General features: G+C 59.0%; 19 protein-coding genes, 3 tRNA genes and 1 other RNA gene. 15 read left to right on the forward strand and 8 right to left on the reverse strand.

The features are described 5' to 3' along the window. Positions 1-5: 5 nt before the first annotated feature. The gene (locus tag CPA54_RS07735) at positions 6-659 is read right to left on the reverse strand and encodes an SspB family protein (protein WP_052348957.1); all 654 of its coding nucleotides are present in this window, start codon (positions 657-659) and stop codon (positions 6-8) included. A gap of 135 nt (positions 660-794) precedes the next feature. Beyond that, positions 795-1118: a transfer-messenger RNA gene (gene ssrA, locus CPA54_RS07740) on the reverse strand. Between the two features lie 140 nt (positions 1119-1258). Here ssrA and thyX point away from each other — a divergent pair. Continuing rightward, positions 1259-2164 (forward strand): FAD-dependent thymidylate synthase, encoded by a 906-nt coding sequence (gene thyX / locus CPA54_RS07745; protein WP_043558921.1) that lies wholly within the window; start codon positions 1259-1261, stop codon positions 2162-2164. A 3-nt stretch (positions 2165-2167) separates the two neighbouring features. Beyond that, positions 2168-2470 (forward strand): hypothetical protein, encoded by a 303-nt coding sequence (locus CPA54_RS07750; RefSeq protein WP_249086018.1) that lies wholly within the window; start codon positions 2168-2170, stop codon positions 2468-2470. A gap of 12 nt (positions 2471-2482) precedes the next feature. Here the strand turns inward: CPA54_RS07750 and fbaA are convergent, their stop codons facing one another. Next, complete coding sequence (fbaA, locus tag CPA54_RS07755) at positions 2483-3601, reverse strand: class II fructose-bisphosphate aldolase (RefSeq protein WP_227449725.1); 1119 nt, start codon at positions 3599-3601, stop codon at positions 2483-2485. Positions 3602-3783: 182 nt separating this feature from the next. On the opposite strand from fbaA, the gene CPA54_RS07760 reads away from it, so the two are divergent. The 9 genes from CPA54_RS07760 (at position 3784) to CPA54_RS07800 (ending at position 10770) form a co-directional block, all read left to right on the forward strand. After that, complete coding sequence (locus tag CPA54_RS07760) at positions 3784-4347, forward strand: NifU family protein (protein WP_043559316.1); 564 nt, start codon at positions 3784-3786, stop codon at positions 4345-4347. A 6-nt stretch (positions 4348-4353) separates the two neighbouring features. Continuing rightward, entirely contained in the window at positions 4354-4980 is a 627-nt protein-coding gene (locus CPA54_RS07765; RefSeq protein ID WP_086431546.1) for a malonic semialdehyde reductase, read from the forward strand. Continuing rightward, positions 4980-5666, forward strand: a complete 687-nt coding sequence (gene tsaB, locus CPA54_RS07770; protein ID WP_249086043.1) for a tRNA (adenosine(37)-N6)-threonylcarbamoyltransferase complex dimerization subunit type 1 TsaB — start codon at positions 4980-4982, stop codon at positions 5664-5666. Before CPA54_RS07765 ends, tsaB begins: the two co-directional genes overlap by 1 nt. Further along, the gene (gene rimI / locus CPA54_RS07775) at positions 5666-6172 is read left to right on the forward strand and encodes a ribosomal protein S18-alanine N-acetyltransferase (protein WP_103765623.1); all 507 of its coding nucleotides are present in this window, start codon (positions 5666-5668) and stop codon (positions 6170-6172) included. Before tsaB ends, rimI begins: the two co-directional genes overlap by 1 nt. Positions 6173-6636: 464 nt before the next feature. Next, positions 6637-7056 (forward strand): MucR family transcriptional regulator, encoded by a 420-nt coding sequence (locus tag CPA54_RS07780; protein ID WP_043558914.1) that lies wholly within the window; start codon positions 6637-6639, stop codon positions 7054-7056. 120 nt (positions 7057-7176) lie between these two features. Next, positions 7177-7704, forward strand: a complete 528-nt coding sequence (locus CPA54_RS07785) for a Fur family transcriptional regulator (protein WP_043558908.1) — start codon at positions 7177-7179, stop codon at positions 7702-7704. Between the two features lie 128 nt (positions 7705-7832). Beyond that, complete coding sequence (locus CPA54_RS07790) at positions 7833-8663, forward strand: GNAT family N-acetyltransferase (RefSeq protein ID WP_193599755.1); 831 nt, start codon at positions 7833-7835, stop codon at positions 8661-8663. A gap of 12 nt (positions 8664-8675) precedes the next feature. Further along, positions 8676-10211 carry an apolipoprotein N-acyltransferase gene (gene lnt, locus CPA54_RS07795; protein WP_249086020.1) on the forward strand — a complete coding sequence of 512 codons (1536 nt, stop codon included), beginning with the start codon at positions 8676-8678 and terminating at the stop codon, positions 10209-10211. A 91-nt stretch (positions 10212-10302) separates the two neighbouring features. Beyond that, a complete protein-coding gene (locus CPA54_RS07800; protein ID WP_043558903.1) occupies positions 10303-10770 on the forward strand; it encodes a helix-turn-helix domain-containing protein in 468 nt (155 codons plus the stop codon). Between the two features lie 21 nt (positions 10771-10791). Here CPA54_RS07800 and CPA54_RS07805 read toward each other — a convergent pair whose 3' ends face one another. Continuing rightward, entirely contained in the window at positions 10792-11454 is a 663-nt protein-coding gene (locus CPA54_RS07805; protein ID WP_043558901.1) for a tyrosine-protein phosphatase, read from the reverse strand. A 63-nt stretch (positions 11455-11517) separates the two neighbouring features. Here CPA54_RS07805 and CPA54_RS07810 point away from each other — a divergent pair, with 63 nt between their 5' ends. Beyond that, positions 11518-11892 carry a hypothetical protein gene (locus CPA54_RS07810; protein WP_249086021.1) on the forward strand — a complete coding sequence of 125 codons (375 nt, stop codon included), beginning with the start codon at positions 11518-11520 and terminating at the stop codon, positions 11890-11892. Between the two features lie 29 nt (positions 11893-11921). Here the strand turns inward: CPA54_RS07810 and CPA54_RS07815 are convergent, their stop codons facing one another. From CPA54_RS07815 to CPA54_RS07825, 3 genes are all read right to left on the reverse strand, one after another. Then, positions 11922-12104, reverse strand: coding sequence for a Trm112 family protein (locus CPA54_RS07815; protein WP_043558894.1), 183 nt, complete (start codon positions 12102-12104; stop codon positions 11922-11924). 92 nt (positions 12105-12196) lie between these two features. Continuing rightward, positions 12197-12874 carry an LON peptidase substrate-binding domain-containing protein gene (locus CPA54_RS07820; RefSeq protein ID WP_043558892.1) on the reverse strand — a complete coding sequence of 226 codons (678 nt, stop codon included), beginning with the start codon at positions 12872-12874 and terminating at the stop codon, positions 12197-12199. A gap of 89 nt (positions 12875-12963) precedes the next feature. After that, positions 12964-13884, reverse strand: a complete 921-nt coding sequence (locus tag CPA54_RS07825; protein WP_081562898.1) for a tetratricopeptide repeat protein — start codon at positions 13882-13884, stop codon at positions 12964-12966. A gap of 175 nt (positions 13885-14059) precedes the next feature. Between CPA54_RS07825 and CPA54_RS07830 the strand changes: the two genes are divergently transcribed. Then, a tRNA-Gly gene (locus CPA54_RS07830) sits at positions 14060-14134 on the forward strand. A 38-nt stretch (positions 14135-14172) separates the two neighbouring features. Next, a tRNA-Gly gene (locus tag CPA54_RS07835) sits at positions 14173-14247 on the forward strand. Between the two features lie 137 nt (positions 14248-14384). On the opposite strand, the gene ppa is transcribed toward CPA54_RS07835, so the two are convergent. Next, positions 14385-14909, reverse strand: coding sequence for an inorganic diphosphatase (gene ppa / locus CPA54_RS07840; RefSeq protein ID WP_043559301.1), 525 nt, complete (start codon positions 14907-14909; stop codon positions 14385-14387). 205 nt (positions 14910-15114) lie between these two features. Between ppa and CPA54_RS07845 the strand changes: the two genes are divergently transcribed. Further along, positions 15115-15188 (forward strand) — tRNA-Ile (locus CPA54_RS07845). Positions 15189-15220 lie beyond the last annotated feature (32 nt).

Genomic DNA, 15220 nt, shown 5'->3' on the forward strand with positions numbered 1-15220 from the left:
CCTGCTCAGCGGTCCCTGTCATCAGGGGTCCCAGAGGGATCATTGCCTGAGGGTTTCTTGCGGAAGGCTGCCAGACTGACAACCTTCGCCCCCTCATTTTCCTGGTCATGGGAGTCACCGTCATGGCCTGCACTGGTTCCGGCATGTGCCTTCGGTTCGTCTGCCGAGGGGTGGAAGGTGTGGACCTCGGCCAGACCGCCCTTGTCCCCTCCGTGGAGGTCAGGGTCTGTCGGAGTGTCGGCATCTGCCATGTGCTGTTGGGGCGTGAAATGCATGACGAGATGGATGTGAGGGTCCGCAAAGGCCGTGACCGCTCCCAGAGGGATGTGCAGGGTGCTGGGGATGCCACCAAAGGACAGCCCGACAGAGAAGGTCCGGGTGTCATGGTCCACCGTCAGGTTCTGGAACTGGTGTTGCAGGACGATGGTCATTTCTTCCGGGTAGCGATCCTTGAGGCGGGAGGGGATGTCCACTCCCGGCATGTCGGTACGGAATGTCATGTAGAAATGATGGTCACCAGGGAGGCCATGTTCGCTGACATGGTCCAGCGCCTTGATCATGACGATACGCTGGGCATCCTCCATCCAGCGGTCATAAGGGAGGAGGCTGGCTGGCATGGAAGGGCCGAGCCCGTCGGAGCCGTTGGTATCATCACTCATGGAACAGCACCATCACCTGTTGCATCTGGGAAGTTACCTCAGGTGTGCGACAGGCGGCATGAAATCGCAAGGGGCCGGGTTGCATATTTTCCAGCCCGACCTTTTATCGTGGGATGGTGTTTCAGAAAAGAAACAGGTGGGGGGGCTTCTGTTGCCCGGTGCACCCCCCGGACCGCGCTTATCGCTTATGCAGCAACAGCGAGCACCTCAGAGTTATCGTTGGCACTTGTAAAGTCAGCCCGATGACGGCGGAACAATACCGGGCAAAAAGTAGATCTTTACCATGCGTGTCGAGCCTGTTTCGTCCCCATAGCGCCAGCCCGGAAGGCTGATGGTGGAGACGCCGGGCACTGCCCCCGGGTCCACAACACTTATTCCATCTACCGTTTATCGCCATAGCCAAGGCCGAAGCCTCCGGCAGGGACAAATATAGGCAGTTATGTCCTGTATGGCAAGGTGAAACGGGCCTTCCCTTCTGCCATCTGGGCGGTTACATCTGTCACCGTTATGGTTACATTCAGTAGCTGGGGGAGGTGGATGGCCGTGCTGATCCACTTCCGTGGATAGCCCGGCACAGCCAGATGAGCGGGAGAGAAGTCATGGCCCTGACAGACGAGCAGCGTTCCGAAATAGAGGCCGTGCGTGCCGCCCCCAACCAGACGGTGCGGCCGACCGTTCCGGCCATGGAGGCACTTCTTTTTGAGCCTTTCCCGCTGCTGGATCATGGTTTCATCCGTGTCGTGGACTATATGGGGGATGATTCGGCTGTCGTGCAGGCGGCCCGTGTGTCCTACGGCAAAGGGACACGGAAGACGTCGGAAGATGCCGGGCTCATCCGCTATCTGATGCGGCATCGTCACTCCACACCGTTTGAAATGTGCGAGATCAAGTTTCACGTGAAACTGCCACTTTTTGTCGCCCGGCAGTGGATTCGTCACCGCATGGCCAGCGTGAATGAATATTCTGCCCGGTATTCCGTACTGGACAGGGAGTTCTATCTGCCCGATGCCACACAGATTGCTGCGCAGAGCAAGGTCAACAATCAGGGGCGGGGCGAGACCCTCAGCGCAGAGACAGCGGCAGAGGTGCTGTCCATTCTCCAGCGGGATGCCCTGCAATGTTATGGCGACTATGAGCAGCTGCTCGACCCGGAGGGGCTGGGTGTGGCCCGGGAACTGGCCCGCATCAATCTGACACTCAACACCTACACGCAGTGGTACTGGAAGATTGACCTCCATAATCTGATGCATTTTCTGGCGCTGCGGTCCGACCCACATGCCCAGTATGAAATCCGTGTCTATGCCCAGAAGATGATCGAGATTCTCAAGGCATGGGTACCGCATACGGCACAGGCTTTTGAGGATTATCGCCTCGGAGCTTACAGCTTCTCTGCCGGGATGCTGAAGGTGCTGCGCCGCCGCCTTGCCGGGGAGAGTGTCACGCAGGAAACATCCGGCCTGACGAAGCGGGAGTGGACAGAGATGCAGGCTGTTCTGGAGGGCTGAGACGTGTCCAGCTCTGACCTTTTCCCTGAAGAGGAAGACCGGCCTGCTGGTCCTGTCCCGGATTCAGCGGCTTTGCTGGAGGAAGGGCGCCGGTTCCAGCGGGAGACGGGTATCCCGCCTCTTCTGGGTCACAGGCCACGTTTTCTGCCATGGGTGCTGCTGGCAGCCCTGCTCATGCTTGTCTCTCTGGGTATTGAGATTTTCTGGCCCCTGCCGGGGCGGCATGGCCCCCTGCCTGTTTGTGGGCAAGGGGCGGTGGAGACGGTTTCCTGTCAGAAACCGGCTGCGGTTCCATCTGCCCGCTGATGGAGCGGACGGTCAGGGCTGGCGGGCAGTGCTGCGCCCCTGAGCCCCGAGTACACGGAAACTGTCTGTCAGCCGTTGGATGAAACTGTCCTCTCCGGCCTTCATCCAGGTACGGATGTCGTACTGTTTTTTCAGTGGCCGCCCCGTTACGGGTGAGACCTGATGGGCGAAGGCTTCTTCATGTTCCTGCATGTAACGGGCCACACCTTGTGCGTAGGCGAACTGGGTGTCTGTATCGATGTTGAATTTGAAGACCCCGAAGCTGACAGCCTGTTTTATGGCGTCTTCATCCGATCCAGACCCGCCATGGAAGACCAGAGGAACAGGATTGGGGCCCGTCTGGAGCCGCTCGGCCACGAGAGCCTGGGACCTGCGGAGTATGTCCGGGCGGAGGCGGACATTGCCGGGGGCGTAGACCCCGTGAACATTCCCGAATGAGGCAGCGATGGAAAGCATCCCCAGAGGGGACAGGGTCTTCCATGCGGTCAGAACATCTTCCGGACTTGTATAGAGGGAGGGATGGTCAGCCGGTCCGGTGCCATGCAGCTCGTTGCCAATGCCGTCTTCTTCTCCCCCCGTGATTCCCAGTTCGATCTCAAGGCCGATTCCCAGAGGGGACAGTTTTTTCATCAGGGTCGCTGCCGTGGCGATGTTGTCGGCGACCGGTTCTGTCGAGAGGTCGAGCATGTGGGAGGAGAACAGGGGTTGGCCTGTCTGTTCGTGGTGGCGGCGGCTTTCTTCCACGAGCCCGTCAATCCAGCCCAGCAGGGGACGGTTGGCGTGGTCCGTATGGAGGATGACGGCTACCCCGTAATGGCGGGCCAGAAGATGGACATGCCGTGCCAGAGCCACAGCCCCCAGAATCCGGGCCTGCTGCTCATCCGGCAGGGACTGGCCAGCGTAGAAGCGGGCCCCTCCGGCGGAAATCTGGATGATGATGTCAGCCCTGTTGGCCCGTGCTGCGGCAAGAGCTGCATTGGCAGTGGATGAACTGCTGACATTGACAGCCGGAAGGGCATAGCCCCCCATCTGGCAGGCCCGGAGCAGGGTACGGTATGCACCGCCAGTGGCCACACCCGGCGGAATGGCCGACATGCTGTTGGCAGGGAGTGCGGTGGAGGGGGGTGTCATGAATCCTCTTGGGTGGAGCTGGAGAAGGGGGAACGTGGCAGAGGTAGCCTGTTCTGCCAGTCTGATATACATACTGTCTGTAAATAGGACTATAAAGGTCCAAAAGTGGTAGAGTTGCGTTAGAGGGTGCTCATTCCATCGGGTATCTGATAAGAGAGGCGTTCATGACACAGAATGATCTTATGATGATTGAAACTGAAGATACTCCCAACCCGGCGACACTGAAATTTTTGCCGGGTCGTGACGTGACGGGCGACCGGTCCCCTGTCGATTTTGCAGAGGCCGGGGTCGTGGCGGGGCGTTCTGCTCTGGCAGATGTTCTTTTTGGCATGGCCGAGGTGAAGCGTGTCTTCCTGGGAAGTGATTTTGTTTCTGTCACGAAGGATGATGGAGCCGACTGGGATGCACTGCGTCCGCAGGTGCTGGTGGCCCTGACAGATTTCTTCAAAAGCGGGAAGCCAGCCCTTGCAGAAGACATCGCTGCCCCGGAGGCTGACATCTTTCCCGAGGACAGCGAGATCGTGGCCCGGGTGAAGGAGCTTCTGGATACACGGGTCCGTCCGGCCGTGGCCAGCGATGGGGGGGACATTGTCTTCCGTGGTTATCGGGAAGGTGTCGTCTATCTGAGCATGCAGGGCGCCTGCTCTGGCTGTCCGTCTTCCAAGGCTACATTGCGGCACGGCGTGGAGAACATGCTCCGTCACTACATCCCGGAGGTGACGGCGGTTGAACCTGTAGAGGAGTAAAAGTTGATGACATCATCACCAGCCCCGGAGGGGCAGCCGGCAGAAGGAGAGGTCTCCAGCCCTGTTCTGGCCGAGGAGCTTTTTACACGCTGCCGCACGGCAGACTGTTTTTCTGACCGGCCAGTGGGTGATGATGTCCTGCATCGTCTTTACGATCTGCTCAGGATGGGGCCAACATCGGGCAACTGCTCACCGGCCCGCTTCGCTTTCCTGAAGACGGAAGAGGCCCGGCAGAAAATCCGGCCTGCCCTGTCTCTGGGCAATGCGGAGATGGCCATGACGGCGCCGGTGCTGGTTGTTGTCGGGTATGATCCCCTGTTTTTCGAGAAATTCGAGACTCTCAACCCCATGCCCGGCCTGCGGGACTGGTATGCGGCTGATGTCGGGCTGAGTGACGAGACGGCGTTTCGCAACGGTACCCTTCAGGGGGCCTATCTTATCATGGCAGCCCGTGCGCTGGGGCTGGCTGTGCGGCCCATGTCCGGCTTTGATGCCGTGATGGTGGAGGAGGAATGTTTCCGCAAGCAGGGCTGGCGGGCCAATTTCCTTGTGGCACTGGGTTATCCCGGGGGGGAAGTATCTTCTCCCCGGGCACCCCGTCTGCCTTATGAGGAAGTCTGCTTGTGGCTGTGATGCCGGAGCGGTGTCTCGTCATGAACGGGGCGGGAGCCGGACGGGGGCAGAGCAATCTGATCGCCCTGCTGGAATATGGCCAGGTGGTGGATGAACAGGTGCTGTCCGGGCGTGGTGCTTCGGAACGTTTTGCTCCGGCCGTGCAGGCCATGTTGGCCCGGGCCGGTTGGAAAGAACCACCGGAGATGGTGGTGGCTGTGGTTGGCCCGGGCTCTTTTACGGGGTTGAGAGCGTCTCTTTCCCTTGCTGCCGGGTTGGTCCGGGGATGGTCCTGTCGGGGCGTAGGTGTTCGGCTGGGTGATGCACTGCGGGCGACCATGAAGCATGATGAGGCCACTATCCTGTGCCTTGCCCGTCGGGGGCGGGTTTTTGTGGATGCGCCGGGGCGGGAGGCCTGTGCCCTGCCGGTAGGCGAGATTCAGCCGGGGAGCTGGCCGGTCGTGGCAGGTGATGCCGTCCATGGGGATGATGCCTTGCCGGAGCTGAGTGGCCAGACAGGCTGTGGTGTTCTGGGGAATAACGTGGTCCGCCTGCCTCATGCCGCTCCGACGGCGGAAGGCATTTTCAGGGCCGCCTGCCAGAGTCTGGATGATGGGACGGTCGAGGCCTACCCGCTTGAACCCCTTTATGTGGACCCCCCGGAGGCAAAACCCCCGGCAGGTGGTCTGAGACCGGCACCGCAGTGATGTCTGGCACGGGCTGTCCGGACAGGGCGGATCATGATGGCCAGAGGGAGGTCCGGTCGGACGTGCAGGGGCCTGAGCTGGTGGCTGTGGGGCCAGAGGCAGCCCGTGTCGTGTCGGCCCTGCATCATGCGGCCTTTTCGGGACGTGACCCTTGGGATGAGACAGCCTGCGGGCAGATTCTGGCCCTGCCGGGTGTGGAGGCCTGGCTGGTTTGCGTGAGTGATGTTCCTGTGGGTTTCATCATCAGTCGTCATGTGCTGGATGAAGGTGAGGTCCTGTCTCTGGGGGTGCATCCACAATGGCAGCGGCAGGGTCTGGCGCATCGGTTGCTCTCCCATCTCATCAATCGGGCCCGACAGGAGGCAGCCACCCTGTTTCTGGAAGTGCGGCTCAGTAATGAAGCCGCTTTTGCCTTGTATGGGCGGTGCGGCTTTCAACAGGTAGCGGTGCGGCGTCGTTATTACGACGATGGTGAGGATGCCCGTCTTTTGAGGTGGTCGCCCTGACAGGTCATACCCTGTCTTCTTTTGCATGGCACGACGTATGGGCCGTGTAATGCTGGAATAGCTGTTGAACAAGGGTCGGTCAGGCTGTGTGGTATGCCTGTAATGGCAGGTCGTCATGTACATGATCTTGCAGCTGTTATGTTCTTGTAACGTCTTTCCTTGTCTGCTCCATGTAACAGCCTTCTATAAGACTTGTCATGTCATTCATGATGAATATTCCTTATAAAACAGCGTGATCTTTGTAGGGCGCCTGTATTTCCCTGTGAGAAATGGTGCTATTTGGGCGCAGGCGGAAGGGAGAAGTTCTCTTATGTAATGTCGTGATTTTGTAAGAATTTCTGTCTATTTTGTGGATTTTCTTATCTTATCAACAAGTGTTTACTATTACAGAAACGGTTTTTCTTGTTGTCTTTTTCTACAATCCGTTATAGGTCGAACTAAATTTCTTGGGAGATAGGTTTTTTATGTCGTCGTCTGAGACAGAAACACAGGCCCTGCGTCAGCTGACAGCACAGATCGTCACGGCGTATGTGAGCAGTCATGATGTTGCTGCCGAAACTCTGCCGGACCTTGTCCGTTCGGTGCACGGTGCCCTTGCAGGGGCCGGTGTTGCCGTGGAGGCAGAGCCCGAAAAACCGGTACCGGCCGTACCGCCCCGCAAGTCGGTCTTCCCCGATTATATCATTTGCCTGGAAGACGGTAAAAAGCTGAAGCTGCTGCGTCGTCACCTCAAGACAGCCTACAACATGACACCGCAGGAATATCGTGAGCGTTGGGGGCTGCCGCCGGAATATCCGATGGTTGCTCCCAACTATGCCAATCATCGTTCTTCCCTTGCACGGCGCATCGGTCTTGGCCGCCGCCGTGAAGGGAGCGAGGGGTAATCAGGATGGTCTGTCCTGTTTCTCAGGACAGACCCGGTTGAGTCTGCATGATGGAGGAGGTGCGTTTCGTATTATGATGTGGATTGGACAAACCGTATCATAATCGGATAGATCATCAGTATGGTGATGAGCACAAAAAAAATGGGGCGCGAGGGTGCTGCGTCCGGGGATACTGTGGGTGATTCGCCCATTGCACGTCTCTGCGTCAAGCATGGTCTGAAGATGACCGGACAGCGGCGGGTGATTGCCCGTGTCCTTTCGGAGGCGGAGGATCATCCGGATGTGGAGGAGCTGTACCGCCGTGCTTCGGAACTGGACAGCCGCATTTCCGTTGCTACCGTTTATCGGACAGTCCGCCTGCTGGAAGAAAAAGGAATTCTGGAACGCCGGGATTTTGGCGGGGGCCGTGCCCGCTACGAAGCCAGTGAAAATGGGCATCATTATCATTTGATTGATATTGATAGTGGTAACGTCATCGAATTCGAGAATGATGAACTGGTCGGCCTGCTGGCGAAAATTGCTGCGGAACTGGGGTTTGATCTCATGTCTCACCGGGCGGAGCTTTTCGGACGGCGTACGGCACCCGAAAAGAAGAAAGATGCCGCTCCCGAGGATGGGAACAGGTCCAGTCCAACAGGCCGGGCATAAGGAGTGACTGATTTCGTATGACCGGGAAGAGGCCGTCAGATACCATTGGGGATGCATGCATCCCTTCCTGTAATGCAGAGCAGCCGGAGGCGGGGGGATTCATCAGCAGCGAGAAAACGCAGCGGCAGATGGATACCCTGGCGACTCTTGCCCTGAACCGTGAAGGCGGTTTTCAGGAACTGCGTGGCGGCAGCTTGGGTGTCAGGCTTGCCACGACGGAAGAAGAGATCCGTGCGGCACAGGCCCTGCGTTATCGTGTGTTCTTTGACGAGATGGGGGCTCATCCCAGTGAGGAGGCCCTGCGGACCCGTCTGGATTCTGACCGCTTCGACGAGATTGCAGATCACCTTCTTGTGGTGGACCATGCCCGTGGTGGTGGTGCAGACAGCGTGGTGGGGACGTATCGTCTGCTGCGTTCCGATTCGCTGGGGGAAGGTGGCCGTTTCTATACGGCGGATGAGTATGATATTTCCTGTCTGACAGATTTCCCCGGTCGCCTTCTGGAGGTCGGGCGGTCCTGTGTGGCACGGGATTACCGTGGTCGTGCGGCCATGCAGCTGCTCTGGCGGGGCATAGCCTCCTATATCTTCCTGCACAGGATTGACGTGCTGTTTGGCTGTGCCAGCCTGCATGGGACATCACCGGATATGATGAGTGATGAGCTGACATGGCTGTATCACAACCATCTGGCGCCGCCCGCCCTGCGGGTTCGGGCCCTGCCAGAGCGCTATGTCAGCATGTGCCGGACAGACCCTGCCACGCTGGACCGCCGCACCTGCCTCAGCAAGCTGCCGCCCCTCATCAAGGGGTATCTGCGTCTTGGTGGGTATGTTGGTGATGGTGCCGTGGTGGATGAACAGTTCAACACCACGGATGTGGCCGTGCTCGTCAAGAGTGAGCTGCTGGCTGACAAATATTACCGTCATTATGAGCGTCGTCTGAAGGACGCGCTGGATTAACAAGGGATTTTCATGGTGGTGAAGGCATTGTGCTCCCTTCCACAGCAGGGAGGGTGGCGCGGCGCCGTCTTCATGTTGGTTCTGGGGGCGGTGGCAGCGTTGGCTCTGCCACCGCTCTGTTTTTTTCCGATTCTGCCTTTGGCATTGGGGCTGTTCTACAAGGCTGTCTGTGCCGCACCGGGGCACCGTCAGGCTGCCCTGTGGGGATTCCTTTTCGGGATGGGGTATCATACGGCGGGTCTTTACTGGCTGACCAATGCAATCCTGACCCGGGTGCATGAGTTCTGGTGGGTGGTGCCTTTTGCAGCGCCTGGTGTTGCGCTGCTCATTGCACCTCTCGTGATGGTTCCGGCCCTGCTCTGTCGCTCCGTACCGCCGGGTTGGCCACGTGTGGCGATGTTCACCGGGAGCTGGACGTTGGCCGACATGGCCCGGGTTTTCTATTTTTCCGGTTTCCCCTGGAATCCTCTGGGCAGTGCGCTGGAAGTCCCAGGATGGCTGGGGGATTGGCTCATTCAGCCAGCGTCCCTGATCGGTGTGGATGGGCTGACGCTTCTGCTGGTGCTGGCTTCACTGGCCGTATGGCAGGGACGGCGGGGGCTGCTGGCCGTGGTCGCCTGTGCAGGTCTCTGGTGTGGCTGGGGGGCATGGCGTGCTGGGCATGAGGCCGTTCTGCCGGGGCATGTCAATCCGGCTGTCGTGGTTGTGCAGGGCAACGTGACAGAAGATGAGGTGCTGGGGCGGGATGATGCGGTTTCACAGTTTCGGTCTTATCTGGAGCTGACAGCGCAGGGCGTGAGAGATGCGCAGCGCCTGGTGCCGGGACGCCCGGCTGTTGTCGTCTGGCCGGAATCTGCTTTCCCCGGTCTTCTGGAGGAGGAAGGCTGGGCAAGGCAGGCCATTGCCGCCGCTGCCTCCGGGGCACCGGTATTGCTCGGGTCGGACAGGCGTGCCGCCGGTGTGGATCGCTGGTACAATAGCCTGATGGCTCTGGCCCCGGATGGACACATAGAGGCCATTTATGACAAAAGCCGTCTGGTTCCGTTTGGAGAGTATGACCCTTGGATACTGCCCTTCCACCTGCTGCCGGCCGAGGTGGTGCCGGGCCCGGGGTTGATAACCTGGAACCTGCCACAGGTTGGTCGTGTCGGTCCCATGGTCTGTTATGAGATCGTGTTTTCTGGTGGTGTTGTGGCACCGGGGCAGCGGCCAGACTGGCTGCTGACGATCTCCAACGATGCCTGGTATGGCAACAGTGCCGGGCCGAGGCAGCATCTGGCGACAGGGCGGCTGCGTGCCGTGGAAGAAGGGTTGCCGGTTGTTTTTGTCAATAACCGTGGTGTGTCTGCCATTTATGATGCCCGTGGCAGGGAAGTTGGGCGAACGGAATGGGGCAGGGAACAGGTGCTTGTACGCCCTCTTCCGGGACCGGAAGCAAAAACATTTTTTGCTTTGCTGGGGCGCTGGATACCGGCGCTGATGTCTCTGCTGTTTGTGGGGGCCGCTCTCGTCGGGCGGTGGTTTTATGAAGAGGGCAGATCGGTGTAGCCTGAAAAAATTGAAAATATAATTTATTGTTAACCACTATCGATGAAGAGTAGAAACCTTTTGACCTGATTTTTATTGAGGTTCGTGATTGATGACAGAACTAGCGTCGTTTGTCGATGCACATGTTGGCAAACGTATCCGGCTTCTTCGGGGGCTGCGGAAATTTTCACAGGAAAAACTGGCCAAGGCACTTGGTATCACTTTTCAGCAGGTTCAGAAATATGAGCGTGGGGCAAACCGCGTCGGGGCGGGTCGTCTGTACGAGCTGGCCCAGGTTCTTGAAGTGCCGGTAGGTTTCTTTTTTGACGAGCTGGATGGTTTCGCCAGTCCCGCAGCAGGACCGGGGAATCTTCAGGAAGAACAGGCTCCCTTCCAGAAGGATGATGGGGGCGGGGAGAAAATGGCTGAGGCCCCCCAGGAGAAAAATGGGAGCGGTATAGAGCTGCTCATGTTGCCGGAAACAATGGAACTGGCACAGGCCTATTACAGTATCCGGGAGGAGAAGATCCGTCAGCAGCTCATGAATTTCATCCGGGATGTGGCCAGACGGTCCAGATGAGGGGGGTGGAAGCGGAGAGGGCTACTCTCGCCGCAGGATGGCATCGTTGAGAAAGGCGCTGAAGCGCCCGGCCCTGTAGGCGTTCCGTAGCGCTTCTTCGTCATATTCCTGTTTCACCCAGTCGATGAAAGGCAGACGACCTTCTGCCGTTTTCTGGTAGAGCTGGAAAAAGGCATCCAGAATTCCCGTGCGGGACCGACGGAAATGCAGGAAGCGCCAGTGCAGATGCTTCAGGGCATTTTCGGCCGTTCCACCTTCAAAGAGGATCACCAGTCCGCTGGCAAGCCCGGCCCTGTCCGCTCCGGACTTGCAATGTAGCAGCAGGGGGAACCGGGCTTTTTCATAGAGCTCATGGAAGCGGAGAATACGGTCCTTGTGGGGGGCATTGCGGCTCTCGAAGGCCATGTCGAGATAGGGGAGGTCCAGTCTCTGGCAGGCCTCCCGCCCCAGGGCATCGGCACCACATTGCCGGTGTCCCCGCAGGTTGATGACCATGACAAGCCCCAATGTCCTGCGCCAGCGGTGCAGTCGGCCCGGTGTGGGATGGTTGCTGCGCCAGACACGTCCCGGCACGACAGGGGCCAGATTTGTCCAGACCAGCCGGAAGATGGCATGGTCCACAAACAGGGCGTCATGCCAGGCGCGCAGCCGCCGTGCAGGGGTGGAAAGGGTACCTTTGAACATGCCTGTTCTTTTCACGCCTGTGGGTCTTCGTCAATTGGGCAGAAGTGCTATAGGGTGAAGGTCATGAGGCTGCCTTTTCTCCCTGTCCTGTCTGTCCGTCCGGTATGCCGGGTCCTGTGGCCCTGTCTGCTGGGCTGTACCCTGATGGCAGGCTGTGCGACGGAAGAAGATGATGCCCCTGTCCGGCACCTGCCCAAAGCGGACATGACGGAGGCCTATCCCAGAAAACCGTTCCGGGAGCTTCATCATCCCATGCCGCCTTATTCAGGCGGGATGGTGCCCATGGTGCAGGCCATACAGCCCACGCCAGATGAAATTTCCGGTCGGACTGTTCATGCGGCTGAAGGTGGCAGCGCTGGTGGTGATGATCTGCCGCATTTCCCTGCACAGACCCATACCGAGGCGTCTTACGGGGCTCCTGCACCTAGGCAGAAATAGATTGGCGATCCGTCAGGGACGGGTAGGAATCAGTCCTCCAGTTTCGTGGCCTGTTCCGGCAGCATGACGGGGATGCCATCCCGTACGGGAAAGGCCAGTCCGGCCCGGGGACTGATGATGCTGTTGCTGGCCGGGTCGTAATGTACGGGGCCTTTCGTGACGGGGCAGACGAGGCGGGCCAGCAGTTCTGGGGATGGAGATGTGTGGGTCATGATGATTTTTCAGTCCATGCGGTTGGGGGCGAAGGGTACCTGAAAGCACCCTGAGACAGGGAACTAGCCTTACATGATGGCATGCTCATCGCCTAGCGGGACAGTTCGTCCAGAAGGTGGCTGGCCCGTTCCGTCGTGTCCGGGCATTCCAGCAGTTTCTGTTTCACCCCGGCGGAGAAGGGGAGCAGCATGGGCAGCATCGTCAGCAGGGTGTTGTCGTCCAGTTTCTTCAGATTTTCCCAGTTGATGGCCATGGCATGGCGCTCGCCATAGTTTTTCAGGACGATGGAAAGATCTTCACGGTCGAGATTCAGGGAAGGGTTCTCCAGCAGGTCGTGGGAGAAAGGCATGGCATTGATGCGCCCTTCCCGCCAGCCCCTGTCAGTCAGCCTGTCCTGTAGCAGGCGGAAGCGGCAGACCCCTGTAAGGGTGATGAAGAACTGCCCGCTTTCCTGCTCCATGAAGGAGGTTACCCGCCCTATGGTGCCGACATGTTCCAGTGGAGGGGCCATGTCGCCGTAACGGGCCGTCTCGGAGGGCTGGATGATGCCGATGAGCCGATGCTGGGCGAGGCAGTCTTCCAGAAGGGTCAGGTAGCGGGGTTCAAAGATGGTCAGGGGAAGCTGCCCCTGTGGCAGAAGAATCGTGCTGCCCAGAGGCAGCAGACCGATTCGGGGTGGCAGGTCCGCCAGTGTCATGTCTGTCAGGACGGGGATCCGGCGTCTGGAGCCGCAGGGTGTGTCATGGGCTGGGTGGTGGGCATCAGGCATGGGGCGTCTCCTCCAGCGGGGCAGGCAGGGACTGCATCATGGATGGACCATTTCCCTGCATATGGTCGTGTCTGTGCCGGATCATCCGGTCATGAGAATAACAGGGAGGACAGTTTGCGCCGTGCCGCCAGGGTGGCGGGGTCTGCCATGCCCCAGGCTTCAAAAAATTTCAGAAGTTCGGCCCTGGCAGCCTGTCCGGCTCCTTCCCTGTCCCGGGCGATGATGTCCAGCAGGCGCTGGGCCGCTTCCTCCCGCTGGCCCGTGCCATTCAGTGCTTTGGCCAGCTCTGTCTGAAGGGCGGCATCGTCAGGGGACTGCTCCAGTTTCTGGCGGATTTCATCGATCCTTCCGGCGCTGTCCCGGCCTTCCTGATAGAGTTTCAGGCTGCTCAGGGCGCTGGTGATCAGGGGCTCCCCGCCAATGGATTCGGGAATCTGGGAGGCTGCTTCTTCTGCGCCTTCCGGGTCATCCATGGCGATCATGCAGCGGATCAGCCCAGCCCACCCTGCCGGATGCTCCGGTTCACTTTCCAGCACGGCGGCGTAGAGGTTGGTGGCCTCAGCCAGCTCACCTTCTTTGAGGGCGGAGTCAGCCATTTTCAGCTGTTCGGCAACGGGCATGGCCTGCCCGCTGTCCTTCAGGAGCTGTTCAATGAAGGCCCGGATACCGCTTTCCGGCTGTACACCTTGCAGGAGGTCCCGTACCTGCCCCTGCCAGAAGGCAACCACTACCGGGATGGACTGTATGGGCAGGCCCATCTGCACCAGCTGGCTGACCAGCGGCCGGTTGGCGGTTACATCCAGCCGTACCAGCTTCACCCGGCCTTCCGTGGTCTGGACGAGTTTTTCCAGCACGGGGGAGAGCTTTTTGCAGGAAGCGGATGAGGCCGCCCAGAACTCCACAAGAACCGGCGTGTTCCTGCTGGCCTCGACAACCTGTTCCATGAAGTTTGACTGGTCCACCTCCATGGTTCGGGAGGGGCTGCTGGAGGGGAAAAGGGCTTCTGTCATGGTCGGCAACCTCTGTCAGCTGGCGGTGGAGTCTGTCACAATCGCTCCAGTTAAAATTGTTTCCACAGGGCATGGAGGCAAGGGGGGCAGAACCTTCAAAAAAGGAAAATAAAAATGTGTTGGGGGGGATTGCGTCGGGAGCTTCTTTGAGGCATAAGCCTCCCACCGACAGCATGCGGGCGTAGCTCAGGGGTAGAGCACAACCTTGCCAAGGTTGGGGTCGAGGGTTCGAATCCCTTCGCCCGCTCCAGATTTCAGGGTCTGGAGAGCTGCTGGTGACAATGTGATGCGGGCGTAGCTCAGGGGTAGAGCACAACCTTGCCAAGGTTGGGGTCGAGGGTTCGAATCCCTTCGCCCGCTCCAGAAAGACGGAAGAACCACTTTGCCGGATCGGGTGAGGTGGTTTTTTTGTGTCTGCCGTTTTTCCCGGTCCTGCTGAATGGACACAAAAAACGGACAGTCCCCGAAGGGACTGCCCGACTTTCCAGCAGCAGTAAAGATTACTTCTTTGCCGCAGCAATGGCGGCTTCGATGACCTTGCCAGCCTCGGCCTTGTCGCCCCAGCCGGAAACCTTCACCCATTTGTTGGGCTCGAGGTCCTTGTAACGCTCGAAGAAGTGGGCGATGGCCTTCAGCGTGATTTCCGGCAGCTGGTCGAGAGAGTCGATCTTGCTGAACTGCGGATGAATCTTGTCATGCGGTACGCAGATCAGCTTTTCGTCCTGTCCGCTTTCATCTTCCATCTTCAGCACGCCGATCGGGCGGGAGCGGATGACACTGCCGGGGAGGACATCAGCCGGGGTCAGGACTAGCGCATCCACCGGGTCACCATCAGCGGCCAGCGTGTTGGGGATGAAGCCATAGGCTGCCGGATAGGCCATCGGCGTGAAGAGGAAACGGTCCACGAAGATGGCGCCGCTGTCCTTGTCCACTTCGTACTTGACCTGGGACCCCTGTGGAATCTCGATCACGACGTTGATGTCATGCGGCACATCCTTGCCGGGGGAAATCTTGGTAACGTCCATCGTCTGCTCCATCCGTGTCTGTGGGTGATGTGATGGGCGCATTATTAATGAATATGCCCGGTGTTGTATATGTGTATTGCCTGCGGCCTCTCTGCTGCGGTGAAGTCGGGAAAAAGAAAGCGCATTATTTGCCCTGTCAGGCGTGTTTTTGCCCCGCAGGGGCTTGAAAAAAAACTGCGTATGAGCGATGTGGCGAAATGTCTGTGCGCCTGTAGCTCAATTGGTTAGAGCTGGCCGCTCATAACGGCTAGGTTGCGGGTTCGAGTCCTGCCGGGCGCAGGTGACGCCTCCATGCATGTGGAGCCGCCTGT

Origin of the sequence: Parasaccharibacter sp. TMW2.1890, from assembly GCF_023337645.1 — a bacterium.
Lineage (GTDB): Bacteria > Pseudomonadota > Alphaproteobacteria > Acetobacterales > Acetobacteraceae > Bombella > Bombella apis.

Coding starts and splice junctions, on each gene's coding strand:
- CPA54_RS07815 (WP_043558894.1), bottom strand. CDS start 12,104: ATGACCCACACATCTCCATCCCCAGAACTGCTGGCCCGCCTCGTCTGC.
- CPA54_RS07820 (WP_043558892.1), bottom strand. CDS start 12,874: ATGCCTGATGCCCACCACCCAGCCCATGACACACCCTGCGGCTCCAGA.
- fbaA (WP_227449725.1), bottom strand. CDS start 3,601: ATGACACCCCCCTCCACCGCACTCCCTGCCAACAGCATGTCGGCCATT.
- CPA54_RS07805 (WP_043558901.1), bottom strand. CDS start 11,454: ATGTTCAAAGGTACCCTTTCCACCCCTGCACGGCGGCTGCGCGCCTGG.
- lnt (WP_249086020.1), top strand. CDS start 8,676: ATGGTGGTGAAGGCATTGTGCTCCCTTCCACAGCAGGGAGGGTGGCGC.
- tsaB (WP_249086043.1), top strand. CDS start 4,980: ATGCCGGAGCGGTGTCTCGTCATGAACGGGGCGGGAGCCGGACGGGGG.
- CPA54_RS07790 (WP_193599755.1), top strand. CDS start 7,833: ATGGATACCCTGGCGACTCTTGCCCTGAACCGTGAAGGCGGTTTTCAG.
- CPA54_RS07760 (WP_043559316.1), top strand. CDS start 3,784: ATGATGATTGAAACTGAAGATACTCCCAACCCGGCGACACTGAAATTT.
- CPA54_RS07785 (WP_043558908.1), top strand. CDS start 7,177: ATGGTGATGAGCACAAAAAAAATGGGGCGCGAGGGTGCTGCGTCCGGG.
- CPA54_RS07765 (WP_086431546.1), top strand. CDS start 4,354: ATGACATCATCACCAGCCCCGGAGGGGCAGCCGGCAGAAGGAGAGGTC.
- CPA54_RS07825 (WP_081562898.1), bottom strand. CDS start 13,884: ATGACAGAAGCCCTTTTCCCCTCCAGCAGCCCCTCCCGAACCATGGAG.
- rimI (WP_103765623.1), top strand. CDS start 5,666: ATGTCTGGCACGGGCTGTCCGGACAGGGCGGATCATGATGGCCAGAGG.
- CPA54_RS07735 (WP_052348957.1), bottom strand. CDS start 659: ATGAGTGATGATACCAACGGCTCCGACGGGCTCGGCCCTTCCATGCCA.
- thyX (WP_043558921.1), top strand. CDS start 1,259: ATGGCCCTGACAGACGAGCAGCGTTCCGAAATAGAGGCCGTGCGTGCC.
- CPA54_RS07800 (WP_043558903.1), top strand. CDS start 10,303: ATGACAGAACTAGCGTCGTTTGTCGATGCACATGTTGGCAAACGTATC.
- ppa (WP_043559301.1), bottom strand. CDS start 14,909: ATGGACGTTACCAAGATTTCCCCCGGCAAGGATGTGCCGCATGACATC.
- CPA54_RS07780 (WP_043558914.1), top strand. CDS start 6,637: ATGTCGTCGTCTGAGACAGAAACACAGGCCCTGCGTCAGCTGACAGCA.
- CPA54_RS07810 (WP_249086021.1), top strand. CDS start 11,518: ATGAGGCTGCCTTTTCTCCCTGTCCTGTCTGTCCGTCCGGTATGCCGG.